The organism is Mesorhizobium sp. M0854, from assembly GCF_040319815.1.
GTDB lineage: Bacteria > Pseudomonadota > Alphaproteobacteria > Rhizobiales > Rhizobiaceae > Mesorhizobium.
In genome coordinates, this window is the sequence record NZ_JAMYOL010000011.1 from 182,350 (window position 1) to 197,783 (window position 15,434).

Annotated in this window: 17 protein-coding genes; 10 read left to right on the forward strand and 7 right to left on the reverse strand. The window is 62.5% G+C overall.

Features of this window, described 5'->3' with window-relative positions; translation table 11 throughout:
* Nucleotides 1–53: 53 nt before the first annotated feature.
* The 4 genes from NKH99_RS19085 (at nt 54) to NKH99_RS19100 (ending at nt 2,725) form a co-directional block, all read left to right on the forward strand.
* Nucleotides 54–1,301 (forward strand): BtaA family protein, encoded by a 1,248-nt coding sequence (locus tag NKH99_RS19085; protein WP_353014998.1) that lies wholly within the window; start codon nt 54–56, stop codon nt 1,299–1,301.
* Nucleotides 1,298–1,963: a class I SAM-dependent methyltransferase gene (locus NKH99_RS19090; protein ID WP_352978138.1), complete on the forward strand. Its 666-nt coding sequence runs from the start codon at nt 1,298–1,300 to the stop codon at nt 1,961–1,963. Before NKH99_RS19085 ends, NKH99_RS19090 begins: the two co-directional genes overlap by 4 nt.
* 138 nt (nt 1,964–2,101) lie before the next feature.
* Nucleotides 2,102–2,404, forward strand: coding sequence for a type II toxin-antitoxin system RelE/ParE family toxin (locus NKH99_RS19095; RefSeq protein WP_353015001.1), 303 nt, complete (start codon nt 2,102–2,104; stop codon nt 2,402–2,404).
* Between the two features lie 12 nt (nt 2,405–2,416).
* Nucleotides 2,417–2,725, forward strand: a complete 309-nt coding sequence (locus NKH99_RS19100; RefSeq protein ID WP_352453138.1) for a HigA family addiction module antitoxin — start codon at nt 2,417–2,419, stop codon at nt 2,723–2,725.
* 24 nt (nt 2,726–2,749) lie between these two features.
* Here the strand turns inward: NKH99_RS19100 and NKH99_RS19105 are convergent, their stop codons facing one another.
* On the reverse strand, nt 2,750–4,129 hold the full coding sequence (locus NKH99_RS19105) for a serine hydrolase domain-containing protein (RefSeq protein WP_353015003.1): 1,380 nt from the start codon (nt 4,127–4,129) through the stop codon (nt 2,750–2,752).
* A gap of 405 nt (nt 4,130–4,534) precedes the next feature.
* Between NKH99_RS19105 and NKH99_RS19110 the strand changes: the two genes are divergently transcribed.
* Nucleotides 4,535–5,332 (forward strand): glycoside hydrolase family 25 protein, encoded by a 798-nt coding sequence (locus NKH99_RS19110; RefSeq protein ID WP_502898549.1) that lies wholly within the window; start codon nt 4,535–4,537, stop codon nt 5,330–5,332.
* Nucleotides 5,333–5,412: 80 nt separating this feature from the next.
* A complete protein-coding gene (locus tag NKH99_RS19115) occupies nt 5,413–6,585 on the forward strand; it encodes a lytic murein transglycosylase (protein WP_352471540.1) in 1,173 nt (390 codons plus the stop codon).
* Between the two features lie 128 nt (nt 6,586–6,713).
* On the opposite strand, the gene NKH99_RS19120 is transcribed toward NKH99_RS19115, so the two are convergent.
* A complete protein-coding gene (locus tag NKH99_RS19120) occupies nt 6,714–7,934 on the reverse strand; it encodes an alanine racemase (RefSeq protein ID WP_353015005.1) in 1,221 nt (406 codons plus the stop codon).
* A gap of 225 nt (nt 7,935–8,159) precedes the next feature.
* Here NKH99_RS19120 and NKH99_RS19125 point away from each other — a divergent pair, with 225 nt between their 5' ends.
* Nucleotides 8,160–9,077, forward strand: coding sequence for a DMT family transporter (locus tag NKH99_RS19125; protein WP_352501075.1), 918 nt, complete (start codon nt 8,160–8,162; stop codon nt 9,075–9,077).
* A 36-nt stretch (nt 9,078–9,113) separates the two neighbouring features.
* Here NKH99_RS19125 and NKH99_RS19130 read toward each other — a convergent pair whose 3' ends face one another.
* The 4 genes from NKH99_RS19130 to NKH99_RS19145 all read right to left on the reverse strand — a co-directional run bounded on the left by NKH99_RS19130 (nt 9,114) and on the right by NKH99_RS19145 (nt 12,775).
* A complete protein-coding gene (locus tag NKH99_RS19130; protein ID WP_352471536.1) occupies nt 9,114–9,803 on the reverse strand; it encodes an RES family NAD+ phosphorylase in 690 nt (229 codons plus the stop codon).
* Nucleotides 9,804–10,241 (reverse strand): antitoxin Xre/MbcA/ParS toxin-binding domain-containing protein, encoded by a 438-nt coding sequence (locus NKH99_RS19135; protein ID WP_353015007.1) that lies wholly within the window; start codon nt 10,239–10,241, stop codon nt 9,804–9,806.
* 594 nt (nt 10,242–10,835) lie between these two features.
* Nucleotides 10,836–11,753 carry a methylenetetrahydrofolate reductase [NAD(P)H] gene (metF, locus tag NKH99_RS19140; RefSeq protein WP_023676795.1) on the reverse strand — a complete coding sequence of 306 codons (918 nt, stop codon included), beginning with the start codon at nt 11,751–11,753 and terminating at the stop codon, nt 10,836–10,838.
* The gene (locus tag NKH99_RS19145; RefSeq protein WP_023676796.1) at nt 11,753–12,775 is read right to left on the reverse strand and encodes an ArsR/SmtB family transcription factor; all 1,023 of its coding nucleotides are present in this window, start codon (nt 12,773–12,775) and stop codon (nt 11,753–11,755) included. The genes metF and NKH99_RS19145 overlap by 1 nt, the downstream gene beginning before the upstream one ends.
* A 124-nt stretch (nt 12,776–12,899) precedes the next feature.
* Here NKH99_RS19145 and tsaA point away from each other — a divergent pair, with 124 nt between their 5' ends.
* Both tsaA and NKH99_RS19155 read left to right on the forward strand, forming a co-directional pair.
* Complete coding sequence (gene tsaA, locus NKH99_RS19150; RefSeq protein ID WP_353015009.1) at nt 12,900–13,436, forward strand: tRNA (N6-threonylcarbamoyladenosine(37)-N6)-methyltransferase TrmO; 537 nt, start codon at nt 12,900–12,902, stop codon at nt 13,434–13,436.
* Nucleotides 13,436–13,747, forward strand: a complete 312-nt coding sequence (locus tag NKH99_RS19155) for a DUF2293 domain-containing protein (RefSeq protein ID WP_352456194.1) — start codon at nt 13,436–13,438, stop codon at nt 13,745–13,747. The genes tsaA and NKH99_RS19155 overlap by 1 nt, the downstream gene beginning before the upstream one ends.
* A gap of 288 nt (nt 13,748–14,035) precedes the next feature.
* Here the strand turns inward: NKH99_RS19155 and NKH99_RS19160 are convergent, their stop codons facing one another.
* Nucleotides 14,036–14,653, reverse strand: coding sequence for an MOSC domain-containing protein (locus NKH99_RS19160; protein ID WP_353015011.1), 618 nt, complete (start codon nt 14,651–14,653; stop codon nt 14,036–14,038).
* A 207-nt stretch (nt 14,654–14,860) separates the two neighbouring features.
* Here NKH99_RS19160 and NKH99_RS19165 point away from each other — a divergent pair, with 207 nt between their 5' ends.
* On the forward strand, nt 14,861–15,427 hold the full coding sequence (locus NKH99_RS19165; protein ID WP_353015013.1) for a methyltransferase family protein: 567 nt from the start codon (nt 14,861–14,863) through the stop codon (nt 15,425–15,427).
* The last annotated feature ends 7 nt before the right edge of the window (nt 15,428–15,434 follow it).

The window sequence follows — 15,434 nt, forward strand, 5'->3', positions numbered from 1 at the left end:
TCATCACCCTGCGCTACCCGCTTGCGGCAAAGCAAACGGGGAATCGCCTTGCCATGACGGACATTTCTGGAGAACTGGTTTTTCGCCGCGGCAAGGAAGTCGGCAAGGCCGTCTACCAGAACCGCCCGCTGTCGAAAGCCGGCATCTCCGAGCGCCTGTTCGCCTTCCTGTTCTCCGGCCTCGTCTATCCGCAGATCTGGGAAGACCCCGAAATCGACATGGACGCGATGCAGCTCGGGACGGGCCACCGCATCGTCACCATTGCCTCCGGCGGCTGTAACATCCTTGCCTATCTCACCCGCTCGCCGGAAAGGATCGATGCCGTCGACCTCAACGCTGCCCATATCGCGCTGAACCGGATGAAGCTCGAAGCCGTCCGTCACCTGCCGTCCCAGGGCGACCTGTTCCGTTTCTTCGGCGCGGCTGAGACCGGGCACAATTCACAGGCCTACGATCGCTTCATCGCACCGCATCTCGACCCGGTCAGCCGCCATTATTGGGAGCGCCGCAACTGGCGCGGCCGTCGCCGCATCGCTGTCTTCGACCGCAATTTCTACCAGACCGGCCTGCTTGGCCTGTTCATCGCCATGGGCCATCGCACCGCAAAATTTTTTGGCGTGGACCCGGCCGGCATCATGGACGCCAAGAGCATCGCCGATCAGCGCCGCTTCTTCGACGAAGAGCTGGCGCCGGTCTTCGAAAAACCGCTGCTGAAATGGGCGACCTCGCGAAAGGCTTCGCTGTTCGGCCTCGGCATTCCGCCGGCCCAGTACGATTCGCTGATCACCTCCGGTGACGGCACCATGGCCAGCGTGCTGAAGGCACGACTGGAAAAGCTCGCCTGCGACTTTCCGCTGAAGACCAATTATTTCGCCTGGCAGGCTTTCGCCCGCCGCTACCCTAATCCGGGCGAGGCCGCCCTGCCCGCCTATCTCGAAAAGCGCAACTACAAGACGATCCGCAACAATCTCGATCGCGTTGCCATCCACCACGCCAATCTGATCGAGTTCCTCGCCCGCAAGGATGCCGGCTCGGTGGATCGCTTCGTGCTGCTCGATGCACAGGACTGGATGACCGACCACCAGCTCAACGGGTTGTGGGCCGAGATCACCCGAACCGCCTCCACCGGCGCCCGCGTCATCTTCCGCACCGCCGCTGAACCCAGCCTGCTGCCCGGCCGCGTCTCGAATTCGCTGCTCGACCAATGGCGCTACGAGAACGACGCCTCGCGCGAGTTTTCGGCGCGCGACCGCTCGGCCATCTATGGCGGCTTCCATCTCTATGTGAAGCGGTCCGTATGAGCACGACCGACTTGCCGGCCAGCCATGCCGAGCTGATGGACGGCGTCTACCGCTGGCAGCGTCATATCTACGACCTGACCCGCAAATACTATCTGCTCGGCCGCGACCGGCTTATCGCCGGACTGGATGTGCCGGCCGGCGGCACCGTGCTCGAGCTCGGCTGCGGCACCGGCCGCAACATCATCCTCGCCGCCCGCCGCTATCCCGGCGCGCGCTTCTTCGGCCTCGATATTTCGGCCGAGATGCTGGAGACGGCCACTGCCGCCCTCGCGCGCGCAGGCCTCTCCGGCCGCATCACGCTGGCGCGCGGCGATGCCACGAATTTCGACGCGAAAGCGCTGTTCGGCGTCAAAAGTTTCGACCGCATTTTTGTCTCGTATTCGCTGTCGATGATTCCCGGCTGGGAGAAGACAGTGTTCGCGGCTCTTGCTGCCCTGTCACCGGGCGGCTCGCTGCACGTCGTCGATTTCGGCCAGCAGGAGGCCCTGCCCGGCTGGTTCCGCACGCTGTTGCGCGGCTGGCTGAAAAAATTCCACGTCGAGCCGCGTGAATCGTTGCGCGCGGTTCTGGATTCGGAATCTGCAAGAACCGGCGCAAGCCTTCGATTCAGAACACTTTATCGCGGCTACAGCTGGCTCGCCGTAATCAAGATCGCCATCTAATATCAATTTGGCCGTGGAAGGTTTTGGGGCTCCAATCCTACTAAATGGGGGCCGTGGCTGAAATCAGTTAATTGGCTAAATCACACATTGCCATATGACCCAAGGAGTGGTACATTATCTCCTCGCCGGAAGCATGGGATGATCATCGGCTTTAGAGATGGATGGCTGCGGGCTTTCTTCGTGGACGACACCCACTCCCGCAATATTCCGTCCGATCTCGAAAGCCGCTTGTTCCGCAAGCTCCAGATGATTGACGACGCGGCGATCGATCAGGATTTGCGTGTGCCGCCCAGCAACCATTTCGAGAAGTTGCGCGGCAATCTCGAAGGCTTCCATTCGATCCGTGTCAACAAACAATGGCGGCTGGTCTTCCGCTGGGACGGGGGCCGGGGCGAGGCGTCGGACATCTATCTCGACGACCACAGCTATATATATATATAAGTGAGGTGAGACATGTTGATGACCGCACGCAAGCCAGCAACGGTTGGCGAAATTCTTACGGAAGAATTCATGCAACCACTCGGCCTGACACAGGCGGCTTTGGCCGAAGCTATGAGCGTCCAGCGCAAGCATGTGAACGAATTGTGCAACGGCCGCCGCAACGTGACGGCGGCTACCGCGCTCATTCTGGCGCGGGTGTTTGGCAACAGCCCGGATTTCTGGTTGAACGTCCAGCGCCGTAACGATCTTTGGACGGTTATGAATTCACCCGACGAGCGGGCGCGTGTTGATCGCGCCAAACCTTTGGCGACAGCCGCATAGACAAGACTGCGACCGCCGCATTCCTCAGTGTAGCGCCTTGACCAGCCCCGCTACCATCGCCTGCGGCCGGTAGCCGAGCCTGGCCGGCGTCAGCCCGAGCCGCACCACAACCAGCTGCTCCGAGGGGATGATGGCAACCGTTTGCCCATCATGCCCCTCCATCCAATAGGTGTCCTTGGGCGGGCCGGCGGTAGTGCCGGCGCCGGGGTTTTCTTCGTCGCCCGGTCCTTCTATCCATAATTGCCCCTTGCCGTAGACTTTCGAGGCAGTTGCCGGTTCCCGCATCCAGTCGACGAAGCCGGCGGGCAGCATCTCCTTGCCGTTCCAGACGCCGCCCTGCAGCAGGAACTGGCCGAAGCGCGCCCAGTCGCGTGCCGTGGCGTAGAGGTAGGACGAGCCGACGAAGGTGCCGTGCTCGTCGGCCTCCAGCACTGCACTCTGCATGCCGAGCGGATAGAACAGCGCGGTCCTCGGCCACGCCAGTGCCTTGTCCTTGTCGCCGATTGCGTCCTGCCACAGCCTGGACAGCATCACCGCCGTGCCGCTCGAATAGGAAAACACCTTGCCGATCTCGCCGGTCAGCGGCTTGGATCCGGCAAAGCCCGCCATGTCCGGTTCGAGATAGAGCATGCGCGTTACGTCGGCGACGTCGCCATAATCCTCGTTGAATTCCAGCCCGCTCGACATCGCCATCATGTCGGCGAGGCTGATCACGGCGCGGCCATCTCCCTTCCAGGGACCGAACAGACCCTGGTTGGTCATCGCCAGCTTGCCCTCCTTCACCAGCGTGCCGACGATCGCCGCATTTACGGTCTTGGTCATTGACCAGCCCAATAGCGGCGTCTTTTCGGAAAAGCCGTCGCCATAACGCTCAGCGACGATGCGGCCGTTCTTGACCACCACGACCGCCCGCATGCCGGCGCCGGTCATGGCTGGATCGTCGAGGACTTTCGCGACCTCGGGATCCTGCGAGGCACCGGCCTTGTCGCCCTCCGGCCAGATCAGATCGGGCAGCGGCGCCGGCGTCGGTGCAGCTCCGGCGACAGCCTTGGCGGCGGCAATATCGCCGTCGGGAACCGAGGCGCAGCCGAGCCCCTCGCGGGCGACCGCGACACTTTTGCCGAGCGCGCCGAACAGGCCGGCCGAAACCGTTCCCTTCTCCTTGTCGACCGACACTCTCATCAGCTTCAGCAGCGGATGACCCGGCGCCTGCACATCGACGGCGAGCACGTCGTTGGCGTCTCGCCCGGCGATGAAGACGTTCGAACAGACGATCTTGGCGGCATAGCCGGAACCGACGCGGATCAGTTCCGGCGGCGCGAAATACAGCCAGCCGGCGAGTATCGCGGCGGCCAGCACAGCCAGGCCGAGCAGCCATTTGACGAACTTCAGGAGGATCTGCATTTTTTCGAATTCCCCTGAGCGCGATCTATGTCATCGATTTGCCGCCATTGTTTCGGCAAAATCGCGGCTCTTGTCGAGCGCCGTCAACCGAATATCAACCATGATCGGCGATCACAGGTGCATGTCGCCCAGAAGTGCGCAGCGGTTTTGGGACAACGACATGCATAGACAAAAGAGCCAAGCGCGTCGAGGCGACGCGCTTAGGATAGACCGGGCGATCCTGTGGGGTGACCGTCCGGCGGGGCTTGAATGCATGCGTCCCAAAACTGCGTAACGGTTTGGGAATGCATGAAACGAAGATCCAGGCGCGTCGCGTAAGTCGGTTTCAGACACGCTGCGCCCGGTCGAGGGGCACCCGCGGAAAGACCCATCAGCGGCCGGCTGAAACCGGCTCGGGAAGTAGCGATGCGCCGTTTCGCGGTTCTCATCACGCTGACGCTGCTTGGTGCCTGCTCGACGGTCGAGGATCTGACGCCATCGCTGTCGTCGTCCAGCGCCTCGATGGTTGCGGTACGCGCGCCGCGTTTTGCCGATTCCGACCCGCATGAATGGGACAGCGGCGCACCGTGGAGCTATGCCGTCCACGGCACCGACGTCTCCAAATACCAGACATCGATCGACTGGCCGGCGGCCAGGGCCAGCGGCATTTCCTTCGCCTTTATCAAGGCAACCGAAGGCGGAGACCGTTTCGATGAAGCTTTCAACGAGCATTGGAGCCGCACCAGGGCGTCGGGCATCCCCCGTGCCGCCTATCATTTTTTCTACTTTTGCACGCCGGCCGCTACCCAGGCGCGCTGGTTCATCCAGAACGTGCCCAAAGACAGCTCGGCGATGCCGCCGGTTCTCGACATGGAATGGAACCCGAAATCGCCGACCTGCAAGCTGCGGCCCGATCCCGCCACGGTACGCAGCGAGATGAGCACGTTCCTCGAAATCGTCGAAAAATACTACGGCAAGAAGCCAATCATCTACACGTCTGTCGATTTCTTCGAAGATAACGGTTTATCGGGCTTCCGCAATTACCCCTACTGGCTGCGCTCCGTCGCCGGGCACCCGCGCCAGAAATACGGCAGCCATCCCTTCACCTTCTGGCAGTATACCGGAACGGGTGTCGTGCCGGGCATGGCCGGAAACGCCGACATCAGCGTCTTCAACGGCTCCGAAGCCGCGTGGAAGAAGTGGTTGCGGCAGAACACCCGTTGACACCAGGCCTGCCGCCTGCTTTTCGACACAGCCAACGACGAATGCCTGCAACCGCCGGTAATCTTCTTGGAAGGATAGCGATGCGATTGCGCTTTGGACTTCTCGCGGCGCTGCTCCTGACCGCCGTGCCGGCCGCGGCACAGCAATGCGGCGGGGATTTCGAGTCATGGAAGCACGGCGTGGCGGCGGAGGCCAGGGCGGCCGGCGTCGGCGCTGCCGGCCTTGATGCGCTGGAAAACGCCACCCTCGATGAGAAGGCGTTGGCACGCGACCGCGCCCAGGGCGTCTTCACCCAGACCTTCATCGAATTCTCGAACCGCATGATCTCGTCCCATCGGCTGAAGCAAGGTGCGGCCAATCTGCAAAAATATGCCGAGGTCTTTGTCCGCGCCGATCGCGAATACGGCGTGCAGGCGCCGGTCATCGCCGCCTTCTGGGCCCTGGAGACCGATTTTGGCGCCGTGCAGGGCGATTTTCATACGCTGAACGCGCTGGTGAGCCTCTCGCATGACTGCCGCCGTCCGCAGCTGTTCCGGCCGCAGATCGTGCCGCTGCTGATGTTGATCGATCGCGGCGTGGTGCCGGCCGACGTCACCGGTGCCTGGGCCGGCGAGATCGGCCAGACGCAGATGTTGCCTTCCGACTATCTCGGCCACGGCGTCGACGGCGACGGCGACGGCCTGGTCGACCTGCGCGGCAGCGCGCCGGACGTGATCATGAGCACGGCCAGCAAGATCCAGTCGCGCGGCTGGAAGCGCGACCAGCCCTGGATCGAGGAAGTCCGTGTGCCTGACGATTTGCCGTGGGAGCAGACGGGACGCACCAACAAGCTGCCGTTGACGCAATGGAGCCAGTGGGGCGTTACAAGGCCCGACGGTACGCCGCTTCTCGACAACGGCCTGAAGGCCGGCCTGGCGCTGCCCATGGGTCGCAAGGGGCCAGCCTTCCTGACCTACGACAATTTCGACGTCTATCTCGAGTGGAACCAGTCCTTCACCTATGCCCTGACCGCGGCAAATCTTGCCGCCCGACTGGGGGGCGCGCCGCGATTCGATCCGCGCAACCCCGAACCCGGCCTCGACGCCGACCAGATGAAGGCGCTACAGACCAAGCTCGAGGCGAAAGGCTATGACGTCGGCACCGTCGACGGCATCCTGGGCACCAACACCCGCGAAGCGATCCGCAAGGAGCAGAAGCGGCTGGGCCTGCCGGTCGACGGCTGGCCGACGCCGGAGCTGCTGGCCAGGCTGTGAAGGAGGTGAATGGTGAATGGTGAATGGTGAAAAGAATAGCACCGGAGCCGCATTGAGCACCAGAGCTACCACCATTCACTATTCACTATTCACTATTCACTATTCACTATTCACTATTCCACCATCCACTAATCCGCCATCGTCTCCAGGCTGGCGAACCCCTGCGGCGCATCGCCTTCGTCGAACGGCGTCGCCACCTCGACGAATGTGTCGGGATAGAAGCCGTTGAACCGTGTTCTGAGCGACAGCGAATAGGCGCCGATATGGCCGATCTCGATCCAGTCGCCGGTATCGACTGTCTCGGGCAGCCAGAACGGCCGCGACAATATGTCGACGGAATCGCAGGTCGCGCCACAGACCTTGAACGGCACGATGGTCTTGTCCTCGCCATTGCGCGAGCGGATCGCCGGATCGGGGATGAAGCGTGCCGGCAGCGTGATCTTGCCGGTCCATGAATCCGACAGCGATGCCCAGATGCCGTCATTGATGTAGAGCCTTTTGCCCTTGCGCAGCAGCACGCGCACGATCAGCGACAGGCAGCGCGCCACGATCACCCGGCCGGGCTCAGCCACCAGCGGCAACTGGTCGAACTGGTACTCCTGGAGGTCGCCCGACAGCCGCGACATGATCTGGCCGAGCGACGGCATTTCCGGCTTGCGGCTGTTCGGATCGTGACCGTATTCGGCGGGAAAGCCGCCGCCGACATCGAGCCCGGCAATGTCGAAGCCGACGCGGTTGCGCACCCAGTCGGCGGAGGCCAGCGCCCGCTCATAGGTGTCGGGATCCTCGATCTGGCTGCCGACATGAAAGCACAGCCCGACCTTGTAGCCCGTCCGGTTCAGCCGTTCGGCGAGTTCGACCGCATTGGCCGGTCCGGCACCGAACTTCTTCGACAGTTCGTAGGCTGCCGAGCCTTTCGTCTGGATGCGCACGAACACGGTAATCGCGCCCGGATCGATGTCGAGCGCCCGCACCACCCTGGTCAGCTTGGTGACCTCGTCCTCATGGTCGAGCGAAATGACGCGGATGGCGTATTTTTCCAGCGCCAGCCTGATGTCCGACTGCGCCTTGACCGGGTGCATGTAGAGCATCTCGGCGTCGGGCGAGACGGCGCGCACGGCGGCGAATTCGCCGGGCGAGGCCACATCGAAGGCACTGACGCCGGCCTCGACCAGGGCGTTGAGCACGATCTGCTCGCCATTGGTCTTGACCGCATAGGCGGTCTTGCCGGGAAACATGCCCATGAACTGTTTGGCGTCCGCCTTCAGCACCTGCGGGCGGAAGCAATAGATCGGATCGTCCGGGCGAAGCGCCAGCGCTGCCTCGCGGGCATTTTCGAATCGCTGCATGGACGAATCCCTTGACTGAGGCTGCGCACAATTAATCCAAGCTAGCGGCTAATGAAAACAATTCTATGTCTCGCCGCCCTGGCTTCGCGGCGCTACGCCGGTGCTGCACGCCGGTTATGAGCGAGCTAGGCCATCGCTCAGGTTTCGGGTGGCCCTTGCGGCCGGATCGGGTATGGCGTGAACAGACGCCTGAAGAGCAAGGCATCTCGTCTGGGAGGACGACCAATGGCGATAGCTGCCACCACCACGATGCGCGGTCCGATGGTGCTCAAGGACTGGGCGCAGCTTCTGCTGCTCGGCGCCATCTGGGGCGGCTCGTTCTTCTTTGCCCGTATTGCGGTAGCGGAACTTCCGCCGCTGGTGCTGGTGCTGTTCCGCGTCACCATAGCTGCGATCGCGTTGCAGCTCTATCTTGCGGTCCGTGGCCCGTCGTTTCGCCTCGCCTTGCCGCATGCCGGCCTGTTCTTCCTGCTGGCGCTCGCCAACAACGTCATCCCTTTCTCGCTGATCTTTGCCGGCCAGACCGAGCTTGGCGCCGGTGTCGCCTCGGTGCTCAATTCGACGACGCCGTTCTGGACGCTGATCCTCGCCAACGCCCTGACCAGCGACGAGAAGCTGTCGTGGAACAAGCTTGCCGGCATCGCCCTCGGTATCGCGGGAACGGCGGTGATGATAGGCCCCGGCCTCGTCGCCGGGCTCGGCGGTCCGGTCTGGGCGAAATTCGCGCTCATCGGAGCATCGCTATCCTATGCGGTTGCGCTGATGATCGCCCGCCGCTTCAAGGGTGTGCCGTCACCGGTCATTGCCACCGGCCAATTGACCTGCTCGACCATCATTATGATCCCGGTCGTTCTGTTCACCTATGATGCCGCCAATCTGTTTTCGGCCTCGCCGCCGGTCTGGGCGGCGGTGCTGGCACTGGCGCTGCTGTCGACGGCCTTCGCCTACATCCTCTACTTCAATCTCGTCGCCTCGGCCGGCGCCACCAACGCCTCGCTGGTCACGCTGATCGTGCCGGCCAGTGCCATCCTGCTCGGTTTCCTGTTCCTGGGCGAGCGGCTCGAACTGTTCGAACTCGGCGGCATGGCGCTGATCGCCCTCGGCCTCGTCACCATCGACGGTCGCCTGTTCGGGCGGCGTTAGAGATGGCGCAGCGAAGTTGTCGCTCCCGATCGTGCGCTATATGGGCGTGATCGCGGGAACAGATGAACCCTGCCATTCCAGACGCCAGATACCGCCTTGCCTGAGATTCTGAACGAGATCGGGAAGGAAGGCGGCAAGGCAGGTCCCGCCGACATGTCTCACGGAAGGATACACAAGACCGGTCGCGGCGTCTTGCTTGCGGAGTTGCTTCGCCAGCGCCTGACCGGCAGGATAGGCTAAGGCGGTATCCGGATCGAGCACCGGGTCCTTGCTGAACTCAGCACCGCGCAGATCGTGAAACGAGCCTATGAAGTCGGCAACGAGCTCCGCGTAGTCGGTGACGTTTTCGAAACGTTCGATTGCGGCAAGCTCGCGCGTCAGATGAAAAGAGACCTCGCCGAGTGCGGTTTCCGCATCGAACCCACAGTACCAGACGCCCCTGGCATCATCGTTGAAACGATTGCCGCCCGGACGGGTGTAAGCGAAAGCCGCATTGATGAAGGTGTAGCCCGGCCTCCCGAAAACCAGTTCGCGCGGATCGAGGTCGGGCAATCCCCCTTGCTGCGCCTGAAGACGGCCGCTGGTGGCCCCTTCGAGCTCCGCAAGGTCCTCCAAATCTCCATGATTCCTGGCCAACGGCATCAGGACCGGTTCCTTGAGCCTGCCTGTCGAAATGAGCCGGATCGTGTCGCGCTGGGAAATGTCAGCGCGCGGCGGGATCTGCATTCAAAGTCCACCGCGCAAAGCGTCGATGTGTTGGCGAACCTGCAGCAGCTTCGGAATGCCGCCCTCGATCATCACGTCCAGGGGGCGCCGGCCACCATAAAGCGGCCCTTTGTTCGGCAACCGCACCCATTCATCGGCAAGCGCTTCAGAGAACAGAAGCCGCAGTCCCTTGAAGATGCCGATCAGGGCGCTGATGCGTGTCAGCGAATCCTGGGAGAGAACGCCCTCCCACTCGCCTTTCTTCATGCGGAACCAGGTTCTCTCCGACACCTCGCCGATCAAGGTACAGATCTCGGTGCTGGTCAGATGCCAGATGTCTGCGAGCCTGACGATGCCGGCAACAGCCGCTGGCGTGAGCCGCGCCCGTGCCGAGGCATCCGCCAGATTTGCCGGCAAAGCCTGATTTGCAGGATCGCGAACCGCATAAGCGACACTCATTCCGGCCTCCATCAATTGGCAGGCAATATACTGCCAATTGGCAGAAAATTCAAGTCCTGGCTATCTCACAACGCTGCTGGTTGCCCACCGCATTGGTATAGCGTGCAGCATCCGGTTGGATGCGCAAAGGATGCGTCGAATCTTCAGTCGTTCGAAAATCGATTCCGATTTTCCGCCGCGGTAGCGCTGCCATTCTCGCTGCTGCCACGGCTTTGCCACAAATTATTCACAGGTCCCGAGCCGGCTTTTGACAAAGAGTTTCAATGCCTAACGGCAAACGGCAGCTCGCCAATTCCACAATCTCGTCGCATTGCAGCAAAGTTTCTGCTTGCCTGTGGCACAAATGACCCTAGACTCTCGCCATAGCTCTTTAAGAGGAGGCTATGACATGGGACTGACGAGGCCGATCAACGCATTGATGATTTGTGCTGCGTTTGCATTCATCGGCGCCCTCATTATGGGCGTCCTTCCATAAGGCCGCTGAGCGGGGGAAGACCAGCACCGAATACTCCAAACCATTTGAAAAGGCCGGGCATTTTGCCCGGCCTTTTGCATTCCCCCGACCTTTGACATTTCAAAAAGGCGCCTGCCGCCTTACGCCGCGGCTGATCCCGCCGCCTCGACTTCGTGCGACCTGATGCCGATCATGTGGCAGATGGCGAAGACCAGATCGGCCCGGTTCATCGTGTAGAAATGGAAATCGCCGACGCCGCGCTCGACAAGGTCCAGCACCTGCTCGGCGGCCACGGCAGATGCCACCAGCGCATGCGTTTGCGGATCGTTCTGCAGCCCATCGAAACGCTCGGCCAGCCATGCCGGCACCAAGGCGCCGCACCGCGCCGAGAAGTTGGCGACTTGGGTGAAATTGTGCACCGGCAATATGCCCGGCACGATGGGTATGTAGATGCCGGCCCGCCGTGCCCGCTCGACATAGCGCTCATAGAGATCGTTGTCGAAGAAGAACTGGGTGATCGCCCGCGTCGCTCCGTTGTCGGCCTTGCGCTTCAGCATGTCAAAATCGGTGGCGAAATCCGGACTCTCCGGATGTTTTTCCGGATAGGCCGAGACCGATATGTCGAAATCGCCGGCGCCCTTCAGCGCATCAACCAGTTCGGCGCCATTGGCATAGCCTTCCGGATGCGGCCGGTAGGCCGCGCCGACGCCCTCGGCCGGATCGCCGCGCAGGGCGACGAAACGCTTGACGCCCATATCGGCGAACTCCCGGATCACCGCATCGACCTCGTGACGCGCCGCATCGACACAGGTCATGTGCGCCGCCGGCGTCAGCGTCGTTTCATTGAGGATGCGCTTGACGGTGCGGGCCGTCCGCTCGCGGGTCGAACCACCGGCGCCATAGGTGACCGAGACGAATTTCGGCTTGAGCGGCTCAAGCCGGGTGACCGTGTCCCACAGCCTTGCTTCCATCTCATCGTTTTTCGGCGGAAAGAACTCGAACGAAACCCTGACCTTGTCGCCAATGTCGGGGCGGCGGGAGAAGCGGAACTGGTTCATCAGGCGGTTTCCCCTATCGGATACGCATTGGCCGGTTGTCTGTCGTTGGAAGGCTCGGCAATCAGCATGCGCCGATCGCGGCCGAGCCAGAGTTTGACGGTGAGCTTGGCCTCGTTGCCGCCGCGCGGCTCGAATTCCTGGCTGTCCTCGAGGTCGAGGCCGGCCTCGGAAAACCAGTCGCCAATTTGCCGGTCGGAAAAGCCGAGACGCATATGCGCGTGCTCCTCGCGCAAGAACTCCAGCGCGTGCGGCGCGAAATCGACGATCACCAGCCGGCCGGCCGGGCGCAACAGACGCGCCGCCTCGCGGATGGCGCGGGCGGGATCGTCGAGATAATGCAGTACCTGATGGATGGTAACGAGATCGAAGGCGTCGCGTTCGACCGGCGGCGCGAAAATGTCGCCCTGGCGCACCTGCGCATTCGAAACGCCGGCCTTGTCGAGATTGGCGCGCGCCACCGTCAGCATCTCGCGCGACATGTCGATGCCGACACCGCGCCGATAGAGCGGCGAAAAGATCTCGAGCAGCCGTCCGGTGCCGGTGCCGAGATCGAGCATCGACTGGAACGGCCGCTTGCCGACGAGCTTGATGAGGGCTGCTTCGACGGCGCGATCCGGCACATGCAGCGAGCGGATATGGTCCCAGCTTGCGGCGTTGACCGAGAAATATTCGGCGGCCCGGTCCTGCCGCTTGCGCTTGACTGCGGCCAGCCGTTCGAGATCACGCTCGACCTGCGGATCGGCGCCGCGGATGCCGGAGACCAGCCTAAGTACGAAATCGCGCGACGCATCGGAATCCGATAGCCGGAAGAACGCCCACGAGCCCTCCTGGTAGCGGCCGATCAGCCCGGCCTCCAGCAGCAATTTCAAATGGCGCGAGACGCGCGGCTGCGACTGGCCGAGGATTTCGGTGAGATCTGAAACGGTCAGATCGCCGCGCGACAGCAGCGCCAATATGCGCAGCCGGCTGGATTCCGCCGCCGCCTTCAATGTATCTACCATCGTGTCGAGAGCGACATGCATGCGAGCATTCTCTTTGAAAAGATATAAACATATGTTTATGTCGGTTTGGATAGGCTTGCAAGCGCTATGTCGCTTCCGGACAAGAAAATGACGCATGCGTGGCGGATCGCGCAAAAACGGACGCATGATCGGGGCGAGAACCATGTTCGAGACGCGCAGCGGCGAAAAGCTCCTGGAAACCGACCCGGCAACGATGCCGCCGGATGGCCATGTCGTCTTCATCGGCCGCATCGCTTCGCCTTGGATCACGCGGGAGGCTTGCCCCAAAAACATGAAGGCCGCGCGGGAGACGGAACAGCCGGCGGTTCTCACGATCGATCCGCTCTATCGGGATGGCCTGCTTGGGCTGGAACGCGCCAGCCATGTGATCGTCCTGTCCTGGCTGCACCATGCACCGCGGCAACTGATTGTCCAGAAACCCCGCCATGCCACAGAGCCGAAAGGCGTCTTTTCGCTGCGCTCCCCTGCCCGGCCGAACCCAATTGGGCTGCATGTCGCAAAGCTGGTTGCCGTCGACATCAACACCGGCCGCGTCGATCTCGATGCCATCGACGTGCTCGACGGCACGCCGGTCATCGACATCAAGCCTTATTTCGCCTCGACCGATGCCTTTGCCGATGCGACCATCGCCGGGCGGGACGAGCCAGGGCCGGTGGAGTGATGAGCGCGCCGACCGGCCGCCGCCGCGCCATCGCCAAGGCACTGACAGCGCTGCTGCCGCTGGCGCCCTATGCCGACATGGAAAAGATCCGTGCCGATGCCGGCGCCGTGCACATGAAGACCTTGCCGCCGAGCATTGCCGTGTGGCTGGCGACGATAGCGCATATTCGCCACGCCCACACCGACTACGAAAAGCTGCTGGCCGAAGGCTATGACCGCGATTCCGCGCGCTTCTTCGTCATCGAACAGACCAACAATGTGCTCACCCGCTGGCGCGCCACCCGTCTGCTCGACGATGAGGATGAGGCGTAGAGCGACGGCAGGCACACGCGTCGAGTTCTGCGCTCTTCACTGTTGTGATTAGCGAAATCGAGAGGTGACGGCCAATCTCCCCCCTCGTGGGGGAGATGTCCGGCAGGACAGAGGGGGGCGCTGTCCCGCCGACCTCAGGTCGGCAGCATCGGAAATTTCAAGGCCTGAAATAAAAAACCCGCCTCGCGGGCGGGTCGTTGGAACCCAATTGGCACTATACGCAAAGTAGCATAGCTGCCGGCACAAAGCAAGAACAAAATACGCCGTGACTAGAGGTCGCGTTTTGGACTAGGCCCGGTAAACCCACTGCTCCGGCACGCGCACCGAAATTTCCTCGCCGGCCGCGATCGTGCCGGGCTTCTCGACCCAGGCGACGAGCCCGCGCAACCGCTTCGCCGCCTTCGGGAACAGCAGCGCGCCGGCCGCATGGTCGGCCATACCGGCATTCTCGGCGACCGACCTGCCCGCGATCCGGCAAGGCCCGTTCTGCGCGTCGACCTTGACGGTCGCGCCGCCTTTGAAGAACAGCAGCGTGCCGGACGGCAGCATGGAGAGGCGCGGCAGGCCATCGATCAGGAGATTGGCGCCGATCCATTCCGGCTTGATCTCGGCGATGCCCATCCGTTCGGCGACGATTGCCAGTTCGTCCGCCGCCACGATCGACAATTGCCGTTCGTTGCGCATCTCAGTGCCGCGCGAATACCAGGGTTCGCGCCCACCGGAGCGCCGCGTCGTGCCGGCATGGAAATCGCCTTCAATGCCGTCGAAACCGAGTTGCAGCGTATCCACCGCTCGTGTCTCAAAACGATCGAATGATGCGAGATAGAGCGCCGCCACCCTGGCGGCGAGTTTTCGCGACGGGACGATCTCGACCGGAGTTTCGGCTTGGGGAAACATATCCGGCATTGGTTTCATTCCTAGCTGCCGGATGCAGTTAGCCGAAGTCGATTCATAGGGTCCAGTCGAAAGCGTTGATGCTCCAATCAAGACGGCTGATACGGGTCGGCACCACCAGCGTCATGGTTGAACCAGCCTCGTGCAAAAGCGTGCCGCATTGCTGCCGCGCTGCATCGGTTGATAATATCGATCAGGTCAAGCCCGCGGAGGTTTATCATGCATCCCGCATCGGCAATCGCACAGCTCTGGCTGCTCTGGGTGGTTTCATGGGCCGCGGCCGCCTTCTGGGCCGACCGGGCCGAAAAACGCGCCGGCTTCGGGGTGGAGCTTCCATCCCGCGCCGTCATGGTGCTCGGCACGATCCTGCTCTTCATCCCGGCGCACGGTTATGCCGGCCCGCTGAGGCTTTGGACGCCGAACCTTGCCGAAGCGTGGATCTGCGTGGCGCTGATTGCCGCCGGTCTGGCATTTGCCTGGTGGGCGCGGCTGCATCTTGGCCGCCTGTGGTCGGCCACGGTCACCGCCAAGGCCGCGCATCGCGTCGTCGACACCGGCCCTTACCGGCTGGTGCGCCACCCGATCTATACCGGCCTGCTTCTGGCGATCCTCGCCACCATGGCGGCGAAAGGCACTGTCTGGGGCGTTGCCGGCGCCATCCTCATCAGCGTCGGCATCGTCATGAAGGCAAGGCTGGAGGAGCGTTTTCTGCGCGGTGAACTGGGTAGCGCTTACGACGACTATGCCAGGCGCGTTCCGATGCTGGTGCCGTTCGCGCCGAGCTAATGCATGT